22 protein-coding genes are annotated in these 19,505 nt (G+C 59.8%); 8 read left to right on the top strand and 14 right to left on the bottom strand.

Features of this window, described 5'->3' with window-relative positions:
• Positions 1–173 precede the first annotated feature (173 nt).
• The 14 genes from HY2_RS14840 to HY2_RS14775 all read right to left on the bottom strand — a co-directional run bounded on the left by HY2_RS14840 (position 174) and on the right by HY2_RS14775 (position 11,177).
• Positions 174–635 carry a PAS domain-containing protein gene (locus tag HY2_RS14840; RefSeq protein WP_158534050.1) on the bottom strand — a complete coding sequence of 154 codons (462 nt, stop codon included), beginning with the start codon at positions 633–635 and terminating at the stop codon, positions 174–176.
• A 169-nt stretch (positions 636–804) separates the two neighbouring features.
• On the bottom strand, positions 805–1,221 hold the full coding sequence (locus HY2_RS14835; protein WP_034829008.1) for a Ros/MucR family transcriptional regulator: 417 nt from the start codon (positions 1,219–1,221) through the stop codon (positions 805–807).
• Between the two features lie 98 nt (positions 1,222–1,319).
• Positions 1,320–3,083 (bottom strand): Na(+)/H(+) antiporter subunit D, encoded by a 1,764-nt coding sequence (locus HY2_RS14830; RefSeq protein ID WP_034829004.1) that lies wholly within the window; start codon positions 3,081–3,083, stop codon positions 1,320–1,322.
• Positions 3,083–3,529, bottom strand: coding sequence for a hypothetical protein (locus HY2_RS14825; RefSeq protein ID WP_051595086.1), 447 nt, complete (start codon positions 3,527–3,529; stop codon positions 3,083–3,085). Before HY2_RS14825 ends, HY2_RS14830 begins: the two co-directional genes overlap by 1 nt.
• A complete protein-coding gene (locus HY2_RS14820) occupies positions 3,526–5,037 on the bottom strand; it encodes a proton-conducting transporter transmembrane domain-containing protein (RefSeq protein ID WP_034829003.1) in 1,512 nt (503 codons plus the stop codon). Before HY2_RS14820 ends, HY2_RS14825 begins: the two co-directional genes overlap by 4 nt.
• Positions 5,034–6,566: a monovalent cation/H+ antiporter subunit D family protein gene (locus HY2_RS14815; RefSeq protein ID WP_233346377.1), complete on the bottom strand. Its 1,533-nt coding sequence runs from the start codon at positions 6,564–6,566 to the stop codon at positions 5,034–5,036. The genes HY2_RS14820 and HY2_RS14815 overlap by 4 nt, the downstream gene beginning before the upstream one ends.
• Positions 6,563–7,078, bottom strand: coding sequence for a cation:proton antiporter subunit C (locus HY2_RS14810; RefSeq protein ID WP_034829001.1), 516 nt, complete (start codon positions 7,076–7,078; stop codon positions 6,563–6,565). Before HY2_RS14810 ends, HY2_RS14815 begins: the two co-directional genes overlap by 4 nt.
• 3 nt (positions 7,079–7,081) lie before the next feature.
• Entirely contained in the window at positions 7,082–7,534 is a 453-nt protein-coding gene (locus tag HY2_RS14805; RefSeq protein ID WP_034829000.1) for a Na(+)/H(+) antiporter subunit B, read from the bottom strand.
• Positions 7,531–8,175 (bottom strand): DUF4040 domain-containing protein, encoded by a 645-nt coding sequence (locus tag HY2_RS14800; RefSeq protein ID WP_051595085.1) that lies wholly within the window; start codon positions 8,173–8,175, stop codon positions 7,531–7,533. The genes HY2_RS14805 and HY2_RS14800 overlap by 4 nt, the downstream gene beginning before the upstream one ends.
• On the bottom strand, positions 8,175–8,549 hold the full coding sequence (mnhG, locus tag HY2_RS14795) for a monovalent cation/H(+) antiporter subunit G (RefSeq protein WP_081815087.1): 375 nt from the start codon (positions 8,547–8,549) through the stop codon (positions 8,175–8,177). Before mnhG ends, HY2_RS14800 begins: the two co-directional genes overlap by 1 nt.
• A complete protein-coding gene (locus HY2_RS14790) occupies positions 8,542–8,841 on the bottom strand; it encodes an MrpF/PhaF family protein (RefSeq protein ID WP_034828999.1) in 300 nt (99 codons plus the stop codon). The genes mnhG and HY2_RS14790 overlap by 8 nt, the downstream gene beginning before the upstream one ends.
• A complete protein-coding gene (locus HY2_RS14785) occupies positions 8,838–9,326 on the bottom strand; it encodes a Na+/H+ antiporter subunit E (RefSeq protein WP_034828998.1) in 489 nt (162 codons plus the stop codon). Before HY2_RS14785 ends, HY2_RS14790 begins: the two co-directional genes overlap by 4 nt.
• A gap of 100 nt (positions 9,327–9,426) precedes the next feature.
• Positions 9,427–10,626 (bottom strand): DUF2336 domain-containing protein, encoded by a 1,200-nt coding sequence (locus tag HY2_RS14780; protein ID WP_034828997.1) that lies wholly within the window; start codon positions 10,624–10,626, stop codon positions 9,427–9,429.
• An 89-nt stretch (positions 10,627–10,715) separates the two neighbouring features.
• Positions 10,716–11,177, bottom strand: coding sequence for a DoxX family protein (locus HY2_RS14775; RefSeq protein WP_034828996.1), 462 nt, complete (start codon positions 11,175–11,177; stop codon positions 10,716–10,718).
• 275 nt (positions 11,178–11,452) lie between these two features.
• Here HY2_RS14775 and HY2_RS14770 point away from each other — a divergent pair, with 275 nt between their 5' ends.
• The 8 genes from HY2_RS14770 to purF all read left to right on the top strand — a co-directional run bounded on the left by HY2_RS14770 (position 11,453) and on the right by purF (position 19,496).
• Positions 11,453–12,901, top strand: coding sequence for an MFS transporter (locus HY2_RS14770; protein WP_233346375.1), 1,449 nt, complete (start codon positions 11,453–11,455; stop codon positions 12,899–12,901).
• Between the two features lie 53 nt (positions 12,902–12,954).
• Positions 12,955–14,010, top strand: a complete 1,056-nt coding sequence (gene alr, locus HY2_RS14765; protein ID WP_034828995.1) for an alanine racemase — start codon at positions 12,955–12,957, stop codon at positions 14,008–14,010.
• Positions 13,988–14,800 carry an MlaE family ABC transporter permease gene (locus HY2_RS14760; protein ID WP_034828993.1) on the top strand — a complete coding sequence of 271 codons (813 nt, stop codon included), beginning with the start codon at positions 13,988–13,990 and terminating at the stop codon, positions 14,798–14,800. Before alr ends, HY2_RS14760 begins: the two co-directional genes overlap by 23 nt.
• On the top strand, positions 14,797–15,561 hold the full coding sequence (locus HY2_RS14755) for an ABC transporter ATP-binding protein (RefSeq protein WP_034828991.1): 765 nt from the start codon (positions 14,797–14,799) through the stop codon (positions 15,559–15,561). Before HY2_RS14760 ends, HY2_RS14755 begins: the two co-directional genes overlap by 4 nt.
• Before the next feature lie 105 nt (positions 15,562–15,666).
• Positions 15,667–16,026 carry a DMT family protein gene (locus tag HY2_RS14750; RefSeq protein ID WP_034828989.1) on the top strand — a complete coding sequence of 120 codons (360 nt, stop codon included), beginning with the start codon at positions 15,667–15,669 and terminating at the stop codon, positions 16,024–16,026.
• A 57-nt stretch (positions 16,027–16,083) separates the two neighbouring features.
• Positions 16,084–17,466 (top strand): DNA repair protein RadA, encoded by a 1,383-nt coding sequence (gene radA, locus HY2_RS14745; protein ID WP_034828988.1) that lies wholly within the window; start codon positions 16,084–16,086, stop codon positions 17,464–17,466.
• Positions 17,459–18,004 (top strand): CvpA family protein, encoded by a 546-nt coding sequence (locus HY2_RS14740; RefSeq protein ID WP_034828987.1) that lies wholly within the window; start codon positions 17,459–17,461, stop codon positions 18,002–18,004. Before radA ends, HY2_RS14740 begins: the two co-directional genes overlap by 8 nt.
• A gap of 40 nt (positions 18,005–18,044) precedes the next feature.
• Positions 18,045–19,496 carry an amidophosphoribosyltransferase gene (purF, locus tag HY2_RS14735; protein ID WP_034828986.1) on the top strand — a complete coding sequence of 484 codons (1,452 nt, stop codon included), beginning with the start codon at positions 18,045–18,047 and terminating at the stop codon, positions 19,494–19,496.
• Positions 19,497–19,505: the final 9 nt, after the last annotated feature.

Raw genomic sequence — 19,505 nt, 5'->3', positions numbered from 1 at the left:
TCCTATTACAGCAAGTTGATCCCCCGTAATCCTTGGGGAATACGGGAATGAGAGGTGCCGGATTTGTGGGATTGGGGGAGCGGAAGAATGGTTAGTTAGTCCAAACGCAAAGCGCGCTGCCCGGCAGGGGCAACGCGCTGTGTAGATCTTCGAATTTGAGCGGAGCGAAACGCTCAGGCGGCGGCCAGGTCCTCGGGGCCGGCGCTATCCGGCCTTCCCCGCTTTGGGCGGGCGCGCACCAGTTCGTCATGGCAGAGCACCTGCGTCAGCTGTCCGTCCGGCCCGGCCAGCGGCAGGCGCAGCCAGGCGTGGAGACGGCCATTACCCTGATCGATGACCCCGCCAACCGGCGTGCCCCGGTCCAGCGCGGCAGACAGGCCGAGGCTGTAGGCTTCGCCATGCTCGCCCAGCACATCATCAATCCGGCGGCCGCGTGCCTCCATGCCGAAAATGTCCCGCAGGCGAGACCCGGCAATCCGGAAGCGGCCTTCACCAGACCGGTCAAATTCAACAATGGAGATACTGGCCAGCATGGCGCGGAAGCGCCCAGGGTCCAGTGATTCGCGATGAGCGAGGCCTTCCGAATCGCACAGACTGCACCAGTAATCGACCAGCTTGCGCTGCGACTCAGTCACGCCTCTAAAGAGATTCTTCTTGTTCATTCCGAGCACCCCCAGGTGATTCGATAGAATCACCTATCGCGCGAGTGGACTCACGGATCAAGAGTCATGGTGTAATTTTCTTAACCATTCCTACCAAATTCTTTCATTTCGGAAGTGAAACAAAAAGTATTCGGTCTGAATATTACTCGCGCTCTGCCTTGCCCAGGCCCATTTGCTTGGCAAGCTTTGATCTCTGTTTGGAATAGCCCGGCGCAACCATCGGGTAATCGGCCGGCAGGCCCCACTTCTCGCGGTATTCCTCTGGCGTCATGTCATATTTGGAGCGCAGGTGACGCTTCAGGGATTTGAACTTCTTGCCGTCTTCCAGGCAGATCAGGAAATCCTCGCCAATGGATTTGCGCACCGGCACGGCAGGCTTGGGCGCTTCCTTTTCCGGCTCAGGCTGGCCGTTCAGGGATGCCAGAGAGGCATGCACATTCCGGATCAGGCCCGGCAACTCATCGGATTTTACTGTATTGTTGCCGACATAAGCCGCGACGATTTCCGTCGCGAGTTCAATCAGAGCAACCTTCTCAACGCTACCATTCTGGTCAGTCATATTTGCCTCGATAAAGGAGAGCTGGAACAGGCGGTTCTGCCTGTCCCAAGCCCCTGGAAGGGTACACCCTACTCATGATGAGCGGGTTAAGGTCCGTGTTAGCTGGAGGTGATAAAGGCGAGGAGCAGCACAAGGCCGAGCAGAATCGCAGTCCAGATGGCCATGGCACTGCCAAGCCCGCCCCGGGCCAGTTCGCCACGCGGGCTGAATGTGTCCTCGATCCGGTCGTAGGCCCGGCCTGTCAGCTTGAAGAAGACAGACGTCATGGCAGGCCCTGCCTTCTGCCAGATCGTGCCGGCCCAGGTGAAGAGGCCATAGCCAGCCTTGCGATACACCCAGTCCGTATCCAACACAACGCCTGGCTTCTCTGGCGGATACCAGCCAAGACGCTTCAGCATCACGAAGGCGAAGATGGCCAGAACCAGCAGCTGCATCTGCGTCAGCACGTGATCAAGCGTGAACGGATTATACGCCATCGCCTCTTCACGATATGGCAGCAGATTGTACAGCCACTCATAGCCAAGGCCCGGCACGATTGCCGGAATGCCCACTGCCACACAGATGAAGGCGGCAAGCCCCATCGCCAGCAGCATGTTGAAGGGCGCTTCCTTCACACGCTTGCCGCTGTCATGGCCGAAGAAGGCAAAGTACGGGATCTTGATGCCGGAATGCTCCAGCACACCTGCGGAGGCGAACAGTAGCATTAGCCAAACAATCGTATAGCCCTCATGGCCCACGGCGCTCATCGTCAGCGACTTGGCCGCAAAGCCAGAGAAAAGCGGGAAGGCCGAGATGGACATTGCCCCGATGATACAGAACACGGTTGTCCAAGGCATGGATTTGTAAAGCCCGCCCAGCTCAGACGCCTTAGTCGTGCCCGTGCGATACATCACCGCGCCCATGCTCATGAACAGAAGGCCTTTGTAGATGATGTGACAGAAGGCATGCGCGCTTGCACCGTTCAGCGCCAACGCATTGCCGACGCCCGTCGCGCCAAGGCCGATCGCACAGATCATGAAGCCCACCTGGTTGTTCAGGGAGTAGGCCAGAACCTTGCGCAGATCATTCTCGATCACGGCAAAGAAAACCGGGAAGACAGTCATCACCGCGCCGATCCAGATCAGCGCATCATGGCCTGGGAACATGCGGGCAAACGCATAGACGGCCAGCTTGGTTGTGAAGGCAGACAGTACGACTGCGCCCACCACCGTGGCCTTCGGATAGGAATCCTGCAGCCAGTTGTGCAGGAACGGGAATGCCGCCTTGATGCCCAGCGCGATGAAGACAAGGATCGCCCCCGGCTCTTTCAGGCTGGTGAAGGCCTGAACCGAAAGGTCGCCACGCGAATGGTAGACATAGGCAATGCCCGCCAGCAGCAACACACCGGACAGGATCTGAATGGCCAAATAGCGCATAGAGGCGAAATAGGCCGCACGCGTCCCTGCCCGCAGGATCAGGAAGACAGACGTGATCGCCGTCAGTTCCCAGAACACGAACAGGCTCATCATGTCGCCGGAGAAGGTCGCCGCGACAGCCGCGCCGGCATAGGCCATGGCCATACCGTCCTGCAGCCGGTCATCAGTGTGCCAGGCATAGATCGCGTTCAGCAGCGCGGCCAATAGGAAGGCCAGACCAAAGATGAAACTGAGACCGTCTACCCGGTAGAAAATGAAATCAATGCCCAGCGCCTGCACGCCGAGGTGATTGACGTTCTGGTCCGCCAGCGCCAGCAGGATGATGGCGATAATCGGTGTGGCAATGGTCAGCCCCTGGCGCACGCGGCGCATCGGCAGGAACAGGGCCACGAGGCCAACTGCAATCATCAGCCAGCCAGGGTTCAGCATGGAGAGCGGGCCAGTCATCAGTCCTCATCTCCTTCATAACGATACGTGCCCTCGGTGGAGGGTTCGACAGGCACATCGGGATCAATATCGGCGGGAGGTCCGCCCGGCTCCCCATAGTAATCTTCCTTGCGGCGCAGCAGGCGACCAAGCGGCCAGCCCATCAGCACAACAAAGGCAAAGGAAGCAAAGCCCCACAGTGCATAGAAGCCGGTCGCATGGGCGATTTCGACATATTCGTGGCGGGGGACAGCCAGGTCCGCAACGATCAGCACCATGCTGAGAATGGCAAACCCCCAGAAGATCAGCGTGCCTGTGCGCTTGTTCTCGGTCCAGCCGAACAGGATTTTCGCCATCGGGTGAACGCCCTCTTCCGAAGGTGTGTGCAGGCGGTGCGCTGTCTCGGCGGCGCGCTTCACGAAGCGACCATTGGAGTCACGGGTATCGTTAGGCGTTTCATCGCTCATGGCTGACCTCCCGTAACGATGCTGGTGGATGTCGAGGCTTCAAAGGCTGGGGCCAGGAAATCGGCCATCGGTCCGGCCAGGAAGAACAAAATGATACACAGCCCGGCCGTGATCATTGGTGCGGCAACCGTGGGCATCGGCGCGCCATCCGGCCGCTTGAACGGTTTCGGCTCCGGCGTACCCGGCGGTGGCATGAGGGCCAGGATCGGGATCGGCAAGAGATAGGCAATATTCAGCAGAGACGACACGATCAACACCGGAATGACATACGGAATGCCCGCATCAACCGCGCCCTGCATCAACTCATATTTCGGCCACCCTCCAACCAACGGCGGGATACCAATGATGGACAGCGAGGCGATGAAGAAGGCGATGAACACCATCGGCATCTTCCGACCGAGGCCCTTCATGTCGGAAATATTCGTCAGGCCTGTGGCGACATAGATCGCGCCTGCGCACATGAACAGCGTCATCTTGCCGGCTGCGTGCGCCGCAATCTGCATCGAGCCGCCAAGCCAGCCCGCCTTTGTAGCAATCATGGCGCCAAGCGTGACATAGGCCAGCTGCGCAACGGTGGAATAGGCAAGCCGCGCCTTCAGATTGTCCTTCGTCATCGCGATCAGAGACGCGACAATGATGGTGAAGCACGCGACATAGAGCACAAACTCCCGCCCCGGCACGGTGGACAGCATGTCCTCCCCAAAGATGTAGATCGACACCTTCATCACGGTGAAAACACCCGCCTTCACAACCGCAACAGCGTGCAACAGCGCGGAGACCGGCGTCGGCGCGACCATGGCATTGGGAAGCCAGAAATGGAACGGCATCAGCGCCGCTTTACCGATGCCGAAGGCAAACAGGATTAGCAGCGCACTGGCAACGGCCGGCTGGATGTTCTTGTCGGCCAGCAAGCCGCCCGGCACGAAGTCCAGATTCTGCCCGGCCAGCACCCAAGTCCACATGATGGCCATCAGGAACAGGCCAATGGACGTGCCCAGCAGCGTCAACAGATAGATGCGTGCACCTCGCTTGGCCGCTGCATCGCCCTTATGGGCCACCAGCGGATAGGTCGACAGCGTCAACACTTCATAGAACACGAACAGCGTGAACAGGTTCGCCGCCATCGCGACGCCCAGCGCGCCGAAAATGGCGATGGCGAAGCAGATATAAAAACGCGTCTGATTACGCTCCCGGTTCCCGCGCATATAACCGATGGAGTAGAAAGAGTTCACGATCCACAGGCCACTCGCCACCAGCGCAAACAGCGCGCCCAGCGGCTCCACCCTGAAGGCAAAATCCAGCCCCGGTGCAGCCTGGCCAACATAGAGAGAAGGCTGATCGCCCCCTGCGACGGCTGAAGCCAGAGCAATCACAACACAGAATAGCAGCGTTGCGCCAACCAGTGTCACGCTTTCACGGATGTTTGAGACAGAACCGGTAATCGCGATACCGGCAGCAATAATGAGAGGCAGGCAAAGCGCTGCCCAGATCAGCATGTCAGGGCTCATCGGAAGGCCTCCAGTCCGAAGGCGGCCGCGGCCGCATCACGCGCCAGGCCGAGGGGGAACTCCGTGTTGATACCGAAATAGATGTTGGCCAGCGCCAGAACCCAGAGCGGAACGAGTATCAGTATCGGCGCCTCCTTTCGGAACTTGCGCGGATTAATTGGCGCCTGGAAGAAGATTGCTTCCAAAATGCGCCCCATATAGATCACCGCCAGGAAGCTGGAGAACACAACCAGCGCAACGGCCCACCACATGCCCTGCTCGAACAGGGCATAGCCAAGCTGCAGTTTGGACTGGAAGCCCGCCGTCAGCGGCACACCGATCAGCGACAGCGCCGCAATGGCAAAGCCGGTCATCGTCCACGGGGCCGAACGGCCAAGGCCTGCAAAGTCCCGAATGGTCGTGCCCTGATAGGTCAACACCACACCGCCGACGGCCATGAACAGCGCGCCCTTGATCATGGCGTGGTTCAGCAGGTGGAACAGGCCAGCGCTGAGGCCGGCAATCGAGCCGATGGACACGCCGAGGATCATGTAGCCAACCTGAGCCACAGAGGAATAGGCCAGCGTCCGGCGGACATCGGTTTGGAAGACCGCCTGGAAGCTACAGGAGATCATCGCGGCTAGGCCCAGCGGCATGAGGATGAAGGTAAAACTCGCCTGCTCGAACGCGAATTCCGGGCGGAACACGGTGAACAGGAAACGGATCAGCGCATACAGCGCCACCTTGGTCGCCGTGGCCGACAGGAACATCGTTACGAAGGATGGCGAATAGGAATATGCGTTCGGCAGCCAGGAGTGCAGCGGCCACATCGCGGCTTTCAGGCCAAGGCCGATAACGATGAAGGCGAAGCCCGCCTCAACGCTGCGATTGCCTGCCAGCGATGGCAGCTGGGACGCAATGTCCGCAATGTTCAGCGTGCCGGTAGCGGCATACAGGAATCCGACGCCGATAATATAGAAGCTGGCACCGATCGTGCCCATGATCAGATAGTTGAACGCGGCTGGCAGAGCCCGGCGGTCCCGCCCCGCCCCGAGCGCGACCAGCACATAGGTGGAGATGGAAGAGATCTCCAGGAAGACAAACAAGTTGAAAGCGTCACCCGTGATCGCAACACCGCACAGGCCTGCAAAGCAGACCAGGAAGGCAGAATAGAACAGCGCGTGCTTCTGCTTGTTAATCTCGGCCACAACCGTTGGCCAGGAGAAGATCGTTGCCAGCACACCAACTGCCGACACCAACAACAGGATCATCGCGTTCAGCGCATCGACCCGGAACACGATGCCGATCGGCATCGGCCAGTTGCCGATATCATAGCTGACCACACCAACCGGCGAAGCCTGTACCTGCCCCAGAAGGATCAGCGCAAAGAAAAGAGATGCGGCAGTCGCAAAGATGCTGACCAACCAGGCTATCCGGCCATTAGGTACCAGCGCCAGAACCGGCGCCAGGAAAAGCGGCATCATTACCAGCAGCACAGGCGCATGCAACAGCGCCCAGCGCGGCGCAGCATTCAGCAGGATATCCATCATGCCAGCGCCTCTCTCTCGGCTTTTTCCTGTTCCGCTTCCTGTGCGATAGCGGTCTCCATATCAATTGCCCGCACTTCGTCGCTCTCAATCGTGCCATAAGCTTCCCGGATGCGGACAATCAGGGCGAGGCCGACCGACAGGGTCGCCACGCCGACTACGATGGCCGTCAGCATCAGAACGTGGGGAAGCGGGTTGGAATAAGTGTTTGCAAGGTCTGCATAGCGCTCGCTAGAGCTGGCGGCCGTCAACACAGCGTCAAGTGCTGCATGCGTTTCTTCAGCGCCATGGCCCCCGCCATGTCCGCCCTCAACATCCGGGCCAAACAGGATCGGCGCCGTTCCGCCGGTCACCTTGCCCAGCGTGACGTAGAACAGACAGATAGAGGTCTGGAAGATAGAGACGCCAACAAGGCGCTTGATCAGGTTGCCAGAGGCAAAGCTGATATACAGGCCGATCATCATCAAGCCGATGATCGCCCAATAATTTCCACGGTCGAGAATGAATTCCAGCATGGTTTACCAGTCCTCGTCGCGAATTTCGGCCACACGGCCAGCAAAGGCATAGAAGATGGTCAGCATAGCGCCGGACACACCGAACAGAACGCCCAGTTCGATCAGAATAATACCGACATGTTGGCCGTGATGGCCGCCGGGCTCTTCCTGGAAAAGGGCCTGATATTCAAGATACTGGCCGCCTTGCAGCAGGGCCCAGAAGCCGACGCCCGCATAAAGCAGGACGCCGACCGCAGCCAGCGAGCGGGTGAACACTGGCGGAATGGCGCGCATTGCTGCCGGAACGCCGAAGATCAGCGCGTACAGGATCACGGCCACAGCCACGATCACACCGGCCTGGAAGCCGCCGCCCGGACCGGAATCGCCATGGAACTGCACGTACAGTGCATACAGAAAAATGATTGGAATCAGCGTTTTTGTAACAACGCGGAGGATGACGTGATGGTCGCTTTTCACTCTTTGCCCTCCTTCTCATTAGAGATGGCGTCATCTTTGGGCAGCGGCGGCGGAGCCTTGTCTTCCTTGCGGATGGTCTCTGCAAGAGAGCGCTCGCCAAAACCGAGCAGCAGGGCCACGGCCAGGCCAGCCACGAACACCACGGTCGTCTCGCCCAAAGTATCGAAACCGCGATAGCTGCCGAGCACCGGGGTCACGACGTTCGGGATGCCCGTATCGTGCCAGTTAATCTGCAAATAGGTCAGGCCAACACCGGAGTTTGCTGGTGAATTCGGATCGCCAAAGCCCGGCAGGTCCACGGTCGCATATATCAGCAAAATGCCGGTAACAATGCAGACCAGGAACGGTCCGAGATTCTTCAGCGGCTTTTCCGGTTTCGCCGTGCGAGACGTCAACAGCATGGCGCCCAGCAGGACAGCCGTCGACATGCCTGCGCCAACGGCCGCTTCCGTAAAGGCCACGTCCACCGCATCAACGGCCACATACCAGGCCGCAGAAACAAGCGAGTAAATGCCCGACAGCATCACGATACCGAACAGGCTGCGCATACGAGCAATGGCAATGCCGACAATAAACAGCATGCCCAGCAGCACGATGTTTACCATCTCCATGCCGATGTTTACATCAATCACGTCATCCATCAGGCGGCCTCATCATCATCGTCGGAGCGCTGGCCAATCGGCCCGATCACCGGTTGCAGGCCTGCCGTATGCGCCGCATTGGCAGCAGCATGGGACGAGGCCGGGCCTGTCAGGAACAGGAAAACGAAGATCGCCACCAGCTTGCTCACAACCAGCCAGCCCGGCGCCATCAGCCCCATGCCCAGCAGGATCAGAATGGCTCCGGCTGTATCGGTGATACTGGCCGCATGCAAACGGGTGTAGAAATCCGGAAAGCGCAGAACTCCGACAGAGCCGATCAGGCAGAGAATCCCGCCACCCAGGCACAGCGCCGCCCCCAGCGGGAAACGCACCATTCCCCAGAAATCTGCGATATTGGCGAAGAGGTCACCCATTGTTGCCACCTCCCTGTCCGCCGCGGCGAACCAGCGGCACCTGGAAAGACCGGTAACGGAAAAATTTCAGAATCGCGATCGTCGCAACGAAGTTGATCAGCGCATACAGGATGGCAATATCCAGGAACTCAGGACGCCCCATCACAAAACCGAGCAGGCCCAGCGCCAGAACGGTCTTGGTGCCGAAAGAGTTCACCGCCAGAACACGGTCATACAGGGTCGGCCCGGCAATGGCGCGGATCAGCAGCAACAGCATGCCGATCAAAAGGGCAATCAGCGCAGCAGCGGTCATGCGTCCGCCCCCTTCCCGTCCGCGGCAATACGACTCCGGCGGTCCATATCCTCAAAGGCTTCCGGCTGGGCTTCCTGTTCGTAGAGTGCGTGCACCAGCATTTTGTCACCCTCCACTTCCACGGTCACAGTGCCTGGCGTTAGTGTAATGGAATTGGCGAAGGTCACCTTGGCCAGATCCGTGCGGCAGGTGGTCTTAACTTTCACCAGGGCCGGAACGATATCGAGATCGGCCTTCACACAGGCGCGGATCACAGTGATGTTCGCTTTCACGATTTCCTTCATCAGCCATGGGAAATACATCGCATAGCCTAGGATACGTACATAGGGCGCACCTTCACGATCAATGATATCCAGCCGGTAAGCCAAGATGAGACAGACTGCGACAGACACCGCACCAAAGGTGAGCAAGAGAGGCGAAAAATGGCCGGACATGCCGAGCCAGAAGCCCACAAGTGCTACCAGCAACCCCAGAAAGTACGCCACAGGGGCACCCCTTTCCATTCCACAATAGACCCAAGTTGAACGACCTGACCTAAAGGCCTGCGCGCCACTTGGAAAGTGTTTTTGGGGTGGTTTTTCGCCGCTATCTGCCAAAAACCAGGCGCGCCGTGCGCTGGGCGGTCGAGAACTCGGTCTCTTCATTGGCTGCCGCGTCACTATAGCCACTCTGCATCATGGCTGGCTTGAAGGCCGATGAGAGCGACCAGTTCCAATAGCGCAGCACAGTCTGCGCCTTGGCAACTGTCAGGATCTCATAGGTCTCGGCGACATTGGCGAACACCGGATCGGTCTCGCCCTCTTCGCTTTCCAGAGGTCTGCGCAGCCCTGCCCACAAGACAGGCAGAAAGTCTCGCTTCACACCGGTTCCCTTGCACAGCACCGCAACCCCTTCCCCGCCCTTGTCGCTGAGAATCTTGGCGGCGGTGACCGGTTTCAGGCCGGCCAGATAGCCAATTTCCTGCGCCAGTTCGGAATCCATGCCATTCAGGGCCGAGGCATTGATGGCATCTTCCAAGCTGTCATACGGACTCTTCTCAATGGCGGCGCGATTGCGCTGGCGCCGCTCAATCAGCTGAAGCGCCTTGCGGGCCACCGGGTCAGACCAGTTCTCCGCTGCGGCTAGCTCGAAGACATCCTTGCAGGTATCGATCACTTCCAACCGATCTGCCGCATGTCGCTGCAGGATCTTGCGTCGGGTGGCAGCATCACTCCACCAGAACATGGCCATGGCGTGAGAGGGCTTCATCTCCAGCCGCTCGACAAGCAATGGACAGATCGACTTGTCATCACGAGACCGGGCAACCAGCTTGTCGATAGCCTGTTCCGGCATGATCGCACCATTATTCGCCAGCATCTCCTTGACGGAATTCAGTTCGGCAAACTCCGCCAGGTATTCGCAGACTGATTCAGGTATCAGCTTGCGCCGGGCAATCATCAGCCGGTGGTCCGCCGTGCCCGTCATGCATATCTCGCGCAGATCGCAAGCATCATAGCCCTCATTGCCTTCCAGCACATGGCGGGCAACCTGAAACGAGCATTGGCCCAGATACCGCAGCAGGCGCTTGGGGGCTTCGCGGTGCACGGCCAGCCGGCGCGCGCACATTTCGCGTTCGGATTCTTCTGCATGGAACAGCATATCCAGCAGGATATCACTCACCATATGGCGGTCCTGATGGGCCAGACGTGAGGCTGGCATGGCAATCAGATCCAGCAAGCGACGGAACAGGGCGTTCCTCGCGCGGCCGATCTCTGGTGTCGTCAGCGGCTCAATTGCGTCTTCCATGCCGTCGCCTGGCTTGTTGTCTTTTCCAAGTTTTGCAGCAAACAGTTAATGGGATATGGAGAGCAGATAAGCGGCGAGATACGCCGCGCTCACTCGTACTTTTGCTTTCCAGGGTGCACGACCATGAGCAGCAGGCTGGCCACCAACATCACGATGGCCAGCATGAACAACAGGCCGCCATCCGTTGCTGTCGTCTGCGGGTCCAGCGAGGCCGGAACCTCACGCCCCAGCCAGGGCGACAGATGCATCGCCACAGCTCCGCCCAGCACGGCCGCCGACAGAAATGCCCCGAACCGGCGCGTCATCGGCAGCAACAGGAACAGCGCCGCCAGCAGTTCCACAACGCCAACAACAACCCGTCCCGTCGGCTCAAAAAGGCTGACCCCGGAATTCACGGCGATGGTCTGGAAAACTATATTCTCGCCCGGCGGGTCAAAAAACTTCACAGACCCTTCCGGCGGATTCGGCAGGGGATAGATCGTTGCCTGAACGAACATCGCAATCAGGAACAGGGCCAGCGCCCAACTTACAAGATGCCTGAACATGCGCATACCATTCTTCCCCTGCCCACATGGGTGGTTAACCGAAGCTAGCGAGCCCCCGCACATCTGGCAACTGACAGGCTTGCGGACCCGGTCTGGCACTTTCCCGCGCCTTTATGGCCGAAGCATGATAAAAAACCGCTTCAGCACGTCTACGTATGGTGTTTTCCCAAACGGCAGTCACGCTTGATGCGGGAAGGACTGCATGTCTCGCATGGGGAGGGCTTTCCATCTCGGGGCTTGCTCCATACAGTCCGCCAATTCTGCTGGGAACAGGCCTCACAATGAATGACAGAATTGACGATCTGATAGACGAGATGGCCGAAGATGCGGCTGAAGACATCTCGTCCCCGGTCAGCGGCGTCAATGAGGCTATCGGCGCAGGCGCGTCCTTTCTGGCCACCGCCAATCACTGGCGCGCGCGCCGCCTGCGCCGGGGCGTCAAGGTTGAACTACCCGCCTATCTTATGGTCCAGCTCAGCTGGTTCATGGCGTTCGGCCTGCAGATGGTGCTCTTTCCCTATCTGATTACCGGACAACAGCATTTGCACATGGACGGCCTGGCCCTCGGCCTGGCGAACATGGCTCTGTCGGCCCCGTCTGTCATCTTCCTGTTGATCGGCGGCGTCGTGGCAGAGCGCGCCGATGGCAAGCGCCTGCTCATCATCCTGCACTTCCTGGCCGCCGCCCCTGCCCTGTTTCTGGCGCTCGCAGTGTCCCAAGGGCAACTCTCCTACCCCGCCATGATCATCTACGGCATCACCATCGGAACGGTCGGCGCCTTCATGATGCCCGCGCGGGATTCCATCGTGAATGAAGTGGTCGAGCGGCGCATGAGGGTCGGCTCCGGCGTGACGCTGCAACTCGGCGTGACGCTCGCCACCATGGCGCAATTCCTGGCCCAGATCGGCGGCCTGATCCTCGGCGGCTATGCTGACAAGCGCACGCAGATGCCAGACTGGATGGGCGGCTTTGGCATTGGCCCCATCCCGGCAGAAGACCTGCTGATGATCCAGGGGCTGACGCTGGCCTGCGGCGCGGGCTTTGCACTCTGGCTGGCCAAGGGGCGTCAGGTCCGTTCCAGCGGCAAGGGCATCAAGTCTGCACTCAGCGACATTGCCGAAGGATTCCACGCCGTGCGGTCTGACGGAAAGCTGTGGGCGATGACCGCGCTGATGTTCGGCGTCGGCATCTTCGTGATCGGCGCCTTCCTGGTTGTGCTGCCGATTGTAAACCGGGACATTTACGGCTTCGGATCAGACGGCATTCGGGACATGTTCGTCACCTTCTGGATGGGCGCGTTCGTCTCGTCCGTCGTGCTGTCGATCTTCAAGCGCATCAAACGTCAGGGCCGCCTGTTGCTGATCGCGCAATTCCTAGGCTCCACCAGCATTCTCGCCATGATGTGGCACATCCCGCATTTTGCGTTCCTGTGCATCGTCTTCATCTGGGGTCTGGCCGCAGGCATCTCCATCGCGATGAGCCGCTCCATCGTGCAGGATGCGGCGCCGAAGGAAAAGCTCGCCCGCGTGCTCTCCATCTACCAATTGGGCTTCATGGCCGGGGCCCCGTTCGGCGCGGCGATCATGGGCGCACTGGTGGACCTGTTCGGCCCCTACCGTATCGCCATCGTGCCCGCCGGTGGCATGACCATCCTGATCCTCTGGATGGTGTTCTTCACGCCGGTCTGGAACATGAAAGGCTCTGCCTGGATCGAACATCATGAGAAGTAATGACGGCTTTGTCTGGATGACAGACAGGCCGAACACTTCTAACCATCAGTGCCATGAGCTCCCGCCCGCAAGCCACAATCCATCTCGCCAACATCGCGGCCAACTGGCAGGCGCTGGACCGACTGAACCCGGGCGCCACAACGTCGGGCGTGATCAAGGCAGACGCCTATGGCCTCGGCGCGCGCGAAGTTGCCCGCAGACTGGCCAAGGCTGGCTGCAACACATTCTTCGTCGCGCATGTCGAGGAAGGCGTCAGCGTGCGCCGCGAGCTGGGCTTTGGGGCGCGTATCTTCGTACTGAACGGGCCGTTCCCAGAAGACCTGCGCATATATCGCGATGCTGACCTGACGCCGGTTATCTCCACACCGCAGCAATTGATGCTGTGGTCACGCGCGCCGCGGGCAGGCTGTGCGCTACACTTTGATACGGGCATCAACAGGCTGGGCCTGTCGCCCGGAATTGTCGAAAAACAGGCCGAAGCGCTGCGCAAGCTGCAACCGCTGCTGATCATGAGCCACCTCGCTTGCGCGGATGAGCCTGACAATCCCATGAATGCGCAGCAGCTGAAGGCGTTCACCCAGATCACAAAGGCCTTTCCGGATGTGCCTGCCAGCCTGGCAAATTCCGCTGGCTGTTATCTTGGCCCGGCCTATGCGTTTGACCTGACCCGTCCTGGCATTGCGCTCTATGGCGGCTCCCTGCCGCCCCTGGGGTTCGCGCTGGAACCCGTTGTCTTGCTGGAAGCGAGCATCCTGTCCGTGTTCGAGGGCAAGGCTGGCGAGACGGTCGGATATGGCGCGACCCACACGCTGAAACAGGATACACCTCTGGCCACGGTGGCGCTCGGCTATGCAGACGGAATCCCGCGTTCTGGCGCCAATGCGCTGATGAGTTATCTTGATGCAGCGCCGTGCCCTGTGCTTGGACGCATTTCCATGGACCTCATCACAATAGACGTCTCAAAAGCACAGAAAGCGGCAAAATCCGGCGCGCGCGTTGAATTCCTCGGCTATAATGCCAAACTGGAAGAGCAAGCGGCCCGTGCTGGTACGCTCGGTTATGAACTACTCACAGGGCTCGGAAATCGTGTCAAACGCATCTACCCGTAAGCGCGGGTTCCCCAATCCCCTGCAATGGATCGGCGCCGCTTCGCTCGGCCTGTTCAGTGAAGTCGGCCGGCTGTTCATCTTCTTCCTGAAGGTAATGGCCACGGCTTTTACCCCGCGCTGGTATGTGGCGCAGGTCTGGAAGCAGATGGTCAATATCGGCTTCTACTCCCTGCCCGTGGTCGGCCTGTCAGCCGTCTTCATCGGCGCGGCCCTGGCGCTCAACATCTATGAAGGCGGCAGTCGCTATGGCGCGGAACAATTCGTTCCCAGCATCGTCGTGCTGGGCATCACGCGGGAACTGGGCGCAACCATTACCGGCCTGATGCTGGCGGGCCGCGTGTCGGCCGGCATTTCGGCAGAGATCGGCGCCATGCGCGTGACAGAGCAGATCGACGCGCTGGAAACCCTGTCAGCCTCTCCCTTTCGCTATCTCTATGCTCCGCGTTTCCTGGCCGCGATCATTGCGCTGCCGCTTCTGGTGCTGGTCGCAGACATTATTGGCATCATGGGTGGCTGGCTGGTTAGCGTCTATGCGCTGGATTTCGACTCCACCACCTATATCCGCAACACGATGGACTTCCTGACGAACAATGATGTGATCGTCGGGTTGATCAAGGCCGTCGTATTCGGCGCCGTCATTGCCACGATGGGCTGTTATCAGGGCGACCGCTCCGAAGCCGGCGCAACCGGCGTTGGCCGCGCGGCGACGCTTGCCATGGTCGGCGCAGCGGTGCTCGTGCTGGCGACAAACTATATCATGTCCACCCTGTTCGTGGAGATTGGCCTGTGACCACGCCCATCCTCAGACTGGAAAACGTCAAGAAATCCTTCGGCCAGAAACATGTCCTCAAGGGCGTGGATCTGGAAGTCCAGCGCGGGGAAAGCCTCGTCGTGCTGGGCGGATCCGGCTCCGGCAAGTCCGTGATGCTGAAGAATGCGCTCGGGCTGATGACGCCGAATGACGGCAAGATCTTCTTTGACGGAGAAGACGTTACCAAATCCACCGGCAAGACCCGCGCCAAGATGCGCGAGCGCATCGGCATGCTGTTCCAGTCCGGCGCGCTGTTTGACAGTCTAACCGTTTGGGAAAATGTCTCCTTCCGCCTGCTGCAGGCCGACCGCATGCGCCGCAAGGACGCCAAGGAACGCGCCATCGAGACGCTGAAGAAAGTGCGCCTCGGCGCTGATGTGGCAGACCTTTATCCGGCGGAAATCTCCGGCGGGATGCAGAAGCGTGTCTCCCTCGCCCGCTCGATCATCTCGAAGCCGGACCTGATCTTCTTTGACGAGCCGACCACCGGCCTTGATCCGATCACGGCCGATGCGATCAATGATCTGATCATCGAACAGGTGCGCAGCCTGGGCGCCGCCGCCGTCTCGATCACGCATGACATGGCCTCTGCCCGCAAGATCGCGGACAACATCGCCATGCTCTATGAAGGCAAGATCATCTGGCACGGCCCGGCCGACATCATTGACAATAGCGGCAATGATTATGTCGACCAATTCGTCCACGGACGAGCCGACGGCCCGATCCAGCCAGCGATTTAGGGCCTAACCCAGCGGGCGGCCTATGACTCCGGTTTGATGAATGTGCCTCTCGCTTTTTCCGCTGGCAGGCATAAAACGCAGGCGCATCATTTCTGAGATCATGCCATGCCTGCTGTTTCCTTTGCCTCGATCGCGCCGGTCTTTCTGCTGATCGTTTCCAATATCGTGATGACCTTTGCCTGGTATGGGCATCTGAAGTTTCCCGGCAAGGCGATCTGGCTAGTCGTGTTGGCCAGTTGGGGCCTCGCTTTCTTTGAGTATTGCTTTGCCGTGCCTGCCAACCGGATCGGTCATACCGTCTATTCCGCGGCGCAGCTGAAGACGATGCAGGAAGTCATCACGCTGATCGTGTTTGCCGTCTTCTCGGTGCTCTATCTGAAAGAGGCCTTTACCTGGAACCATGCCGTCGGCTTTGCCCTGATCGGCCTCGGCGCATGGTTCGTGTTTGCCGGGCCGTTTCGCTGAGCTTTCTGCCGTCAATTCCCCTTCCCCCGCGCGCCAAAGCGCAATATCCCCTTAACCATGCCTAAAGCCTCCAATATTGCCTATGTCTGCCAGTCCTGCGGCGAAGTTCACTCCAAATGGAGCGGCAAGTGCAATGGCTGCGGAGAGTGGAATACGCTGGTAGAGGAAGCCGTCAGCAGCGCGCCGGGTGGGCTTGCCGCGCCCAAGACCGGCACCAAGCGCAGCTCCAAGGCAGACTTTGTTGCCCTGAACGCGGAAACCGAAACGCCTGCCCGCATCGTGATGGGGGTCGAGGAACTGGACCGTGTCTTCGGCGGCGGCATCGTGCCTTCCTCCGCCACGCTGATTGGCGGGGACCCCGGCATCGGCAAGTCCACCCTGCTGCTGCAGGTCGCCGCGCGGCTTGCCCGAAATGGCGTGAAGACGGTCTATGTTTCGGGCGAGGAAGCCGCCGCCCAGATTCAGGAGCGCGCCCAGCGCCTGAAAGTGGCCAACAGCCCCGTGGATCTCGCCACCGAGACAGACTTGCGCAAGATCCTCTCCGCGCTGAAGGCGGCCAAGCCCGATTTCGTGGTGATCGACTCCATCCAGACCATGTGGTCGGACAGTCTTGAGGCCGCGCCTGGTTCGGTCAGTCAGGTTCGCGCCTGCGCACAGGAACTGGTGCGCTGGGCCAAGAAATCCGGCGCGGCGCTGGTACTGGTCGGCCACGTCACCAAGGAAGGCAATATTGCCGGCCCCCGCGTCGTGGAGCACATGGTCGACGCCGTCTTCTATTTCGAGGGCGAGCGCGGCCACCAGTTCCGCATCCTCCGCGCGGTGAAAAACCGTTTCGGACCAACGGACGAGATCGGCATCTTCGAAATGCACCAATACGGCCTCGCCCCGGCGAAAGAGCCCTCCGCCCTGTTCCTAAGCACGGATGGCGAGGGTGAAGGCGGCGCGGCGGTATTTGCGGCCATGGAAGGTTCCCGCCCTGTGCTGGCAGAGGTGCAGGCCCTGGTCGCCAAAAGTGCCTATGGTACGCCCCGGCGCAGCGTTGTTGGCTGGGATGGCGGGCGACTCGCCATGCTGCTGGCCGTGCTGGAGGCGCGCTGCGGCATCAGCCTGTCGGGCATGGATGTGTATCTCTCCGTCGCGGGTGGCTATCGCATCAGCGAGCCGGCGGGCGATCTCGGCGCGGCGGCGGCCCTGCTCTCTTCGCTCTCCGATATGGCGGTTCCGGGCCGCAGCGTGTTCTTTGGCGAGGTCGCTCTCTCTGGGGCTGTCCGGCCTGTTGCGCGCATGGAGCAGCGCCTTAAAGAAGCCGTACGTTTAGGTTTTACTCACGCCTATGTTCCAGAAGGCAGTCCAACCACAGTGGATGGCTTGACGATCACGCCGATTAAAAGACTTATCGATCTGGCCCAAACCCTCGCTCCGGACGCACAGAATGCTTGAGTCCATTACAGCTTTCGACGCTATCGCCGTCGCTGTCATCGTGATCTCCGCGATCATGGCCTTTGCCCGGGGATTCTTGAGGGAAGTTGCCACCCTCGGCGCGTTCATCGGTGCCCTCGCCGCCGCCTATTATGCCCGCAAATTCTTCCGCGATGACCTGGCCGGTCTCGTACCGGAAGGCATGGAGCCTTGGACGGCAGACCTGTTCCTCGTGATTGTCGCCTTTATTATCGTTTATGTGATCGTTGCCTGGCTGGGCCAGCGCCTTTCGAAAAACATCCAGGGCGCCGACGGAATCGGCATGTTCGACCACATTGCCGGCCTGTTCTTTGGCATCGCACGTGGCTTCATTGCCTTGGTTTTCTTCGCAGTGCTCCTAAATCTGGCCTTGGATGACAGCCGGATCCCAGACTGGATACAGAACTCCGCCACCTACCCGGCGCTTAGCAACATGGCTTCTTATGTTAATGATGAAGCCTCGAAAGTCGGAAAAGATGTGCAAGCCGCCCTTCCCTCAGAGGCCAAAACAGGGCAATAGGCCCGTGTCGCAGAACTGTCACTCAGGAGGTGCGTCACAGATGGTCTATTTCGATCATGATGATGACAAGCCACGCGAGGAGTGCGGCGTCTTCGGAATCTACGGAAACCACGAAGCCAGTCTTTTGACGGCGCTGGGGCTTCATGCCCTTCAGCACCGTGGACAGGAAGCGTGTGGCATCATCACCTTTGACGGAAAGCGTTTCCCTTCGGAACGCCATCTCGGCATGGTGGGAGAGCATTTCGGTGGAGACCTGCGCCAGCGCCTTCCGGGCCACGCAGCCATCGGTCACAACCGGTATTCCACACAAGGGCGCACGATGCTTCGCAATGTGCAGCCCATTTTCGCAGACCTTGCCGGGGGCGGCTTCGCCGTTGCCCACAATGGCAATCTGACCAATTCCAGAAAGCTGCGCACCGAACTGGTGAAAGACGGGGCGATCTTCCAGTCCACCATGGACACTGAAGTCATCCTGCACCTTGTGGCCCGCTCCACACGTCCGCGCTTCCTGGACCGTCTGGTCGATGCGCTGCAGAAAATTGAGGGGGGCTATGCCCTGGTGGGCCTGACTGGCAAGAAGCTGATCGGTGCGCGTGACCCGGTGGGCCTGCGCCCGCTGATCCTCGGCAAGCTGGGCGAAGCCTATGTGCTGGCGTCGGAAACCTGCGCGCTGGACATTATTGGCGCGGAATTCGTGCGCGAGATCGACAATGGCGAGATCGTCGTGATCAGCGAGAAGGGCGTTGAGTCCCATCGCTTCACCGCGCCGCGCCCGTCCAGCCCGTGCGTGTTCGAATATGTCTACTTCGCCCGTCCGGATTCCATCGTTCAGGGCCGCTCCATATATGAAGTGCGCCGCCGCATGGGCCACCATCTGGGCCTCGAAACCCCGGCGGACGCCGATGTCATTGTACCGGTGCCGGATTCCGGCGTGCCGGCCGCGCTCGGCTTTTCCGAACAGACCGGCATCCCCTTCCAGATGGGCATTATCCGGAACCACTATGTCGGGAGGACCTTTATCCAGCCGACCCAGATCGGGCGCCAAAGCGCCGTCTCCAAGAAGCACAGTCCGAACCGGGCTGTACTGGATGGCAAGCGCGTGATCCTGGTCGATGACTCCATCGTGCGCGGCAACACGTCGAAGAAGATCGTCCAGATGGTGCGCGATGCCGGCGCCAAGGAAATCCATTTCCGCTCAGCCAGCCCGCCCATCGTGAACCCGGATTTCTACGGCATCGACATGGCCGCCAAATCCGAGCTCTTCGCTGCGATCCATACGCATGAGGAGATGGTGAAGGAACTGAACGTCGACTCGCTAGGCTTCCTCTCCGTGGAGGGCCTCTACAAGGCGATTGGCGAGCCAGAACGCAATCCGATGCAGCCGCAATTTGCGGATCATTGCTTCACGGGCGTCTACCCGACCCCGCTGGTGGACAATGAACACGCAGAGGCCGACAAGGAACGCCAACTCTCCTTGCTGGACGATGCCTAGGATTTCAGC

This window comes from Hyphomonas pacifica (assembly GCF_000682675.1).
Classification (GTDB): Bacteria; Pseudomonadota; Alphaproteobacteria; order Caulobacterales; family Hyphomonadaceae; genus Hyphomonas; species Hyphomonas pacifica.
This window is presented reverse-complemented; position numbering and strand designations above follow the sequence as displayed.

Bases quoted from the DNA above. Each gene is read 5' to 3' on its own strand.
- HY2_RS14775 (WP_034828996.1), bottom strand. From the start codon at position 11,177: ATGCGCATGTTCAGGCATCTTGTAAGTTGGGCGCTGGCCCTGTTCCTG.
- mnhG (WP_081815087.1), bottom strand. From the start codon at position 8,549: ATGGGTGACCTCTTCGCCAATATCGCAGATTTCTGGGGAATGGTGCGT.
- HY2_RS14750 (WP_034828989.1), top strand. From the start codon at position 15,667: ATGCCTGCTGTTTCCTTTGCCTCGATCGCGCCGGTCTTTCTGCTGATC.
- HY2_RS14800 (WP_051595085.1), bottom strand. From the start codon at position 8,175: ATGGATGACGTGATTGATGTAAACATCGGCATGGAGATGGTAAACATC.
- HY2_RS14770 (WP_233346375.1), top strand. From the start codon at position 11,453: ATGAATGACAGAATTGACGATCTGATAGACGAGATGGCCGAAGATGCG.
- HY2_RS14815 (WP_233346377.1), bottom strand. From the start codon at position 6,566: ATGATGGATATCCTGCTGAATGCTGCGCCGCGCTGGGCGCTGTTGCAT.
- HY2_RS14740 (WP_034828987.1), top strand. From the start codon at position 17,459: ATGCTTGAGTCCATTACAGCTTTCGACGCTATCGCCGTCGCTGTCATC.
- HY2_RS14780 (WP_034828997.1), bottom strand. From the start codon at position 10,626: ATGGAAGACGCAATTGAGCCGCTGACGACACCAGAGATCGGCCGCGCG.
- radA (WP_034828988.1), top strand. From the start codon at position 16,084: ATGCCTAAAGCCTCCAATATTGCCTATGTCTGCCAGTCCTGCGGCGAA.
- HY2_RS14830 (WP_034829004.1), bottom strand. From the start codon at position 3,083: ATGACTGGCCCGCTCTCCATGCTGAACCCTGGCTGGCTGATGATTGCA.
- HY2_RS14810 (WP_034829001.1), bottom strand. From the start codon at position 7,078: ATGCTGGAATTCATTCTCGACCGTGGAAATTATTGGGCGATCATCGGC.
- alr (WP_034828995.1), top strand. From the start codon at position 12,955: ATGAGCTCCCGCCCGCAAGCCACAATCCATCTCGCCAACATCGCGGCC.
- HY2_RS14835 (WP_034829008.1), bottom strand. From the start codon at position 1,221: ATGACTGACCAGAATGGTAGCGTTGAGAAGGTTGCTCTGATTGAACTC.
- HY2_RS14825 (WP_051595086.1), bottom strand. From the start codon at position 3,529: ATGAGCGATGAAACGCCTAACGATACCCGTGACTCCAATGGTCGCTTC.
- purF (WP_034828986.1), top strand. From the start codon at position 18,045: ATGGTCTATTTCGATCATGATGATGACAAGCCACGCGAGGAGTGCGGC.
- HY2_RS14820 (WP_034829003.1), bottom strand. From the start codon at position 5,037: ATGAGCCCTGACATGCTGATCTGGGCAGCGCTTTGCCTGCCTCTCATT.
- HY2_RS14790 (WP_034828999.1), bottom strand. From the start codon at position 8,841: ATGACCGCTGCTGCGCTGATTGCCCTTTTGATCGGCATGCTGTTGCTG.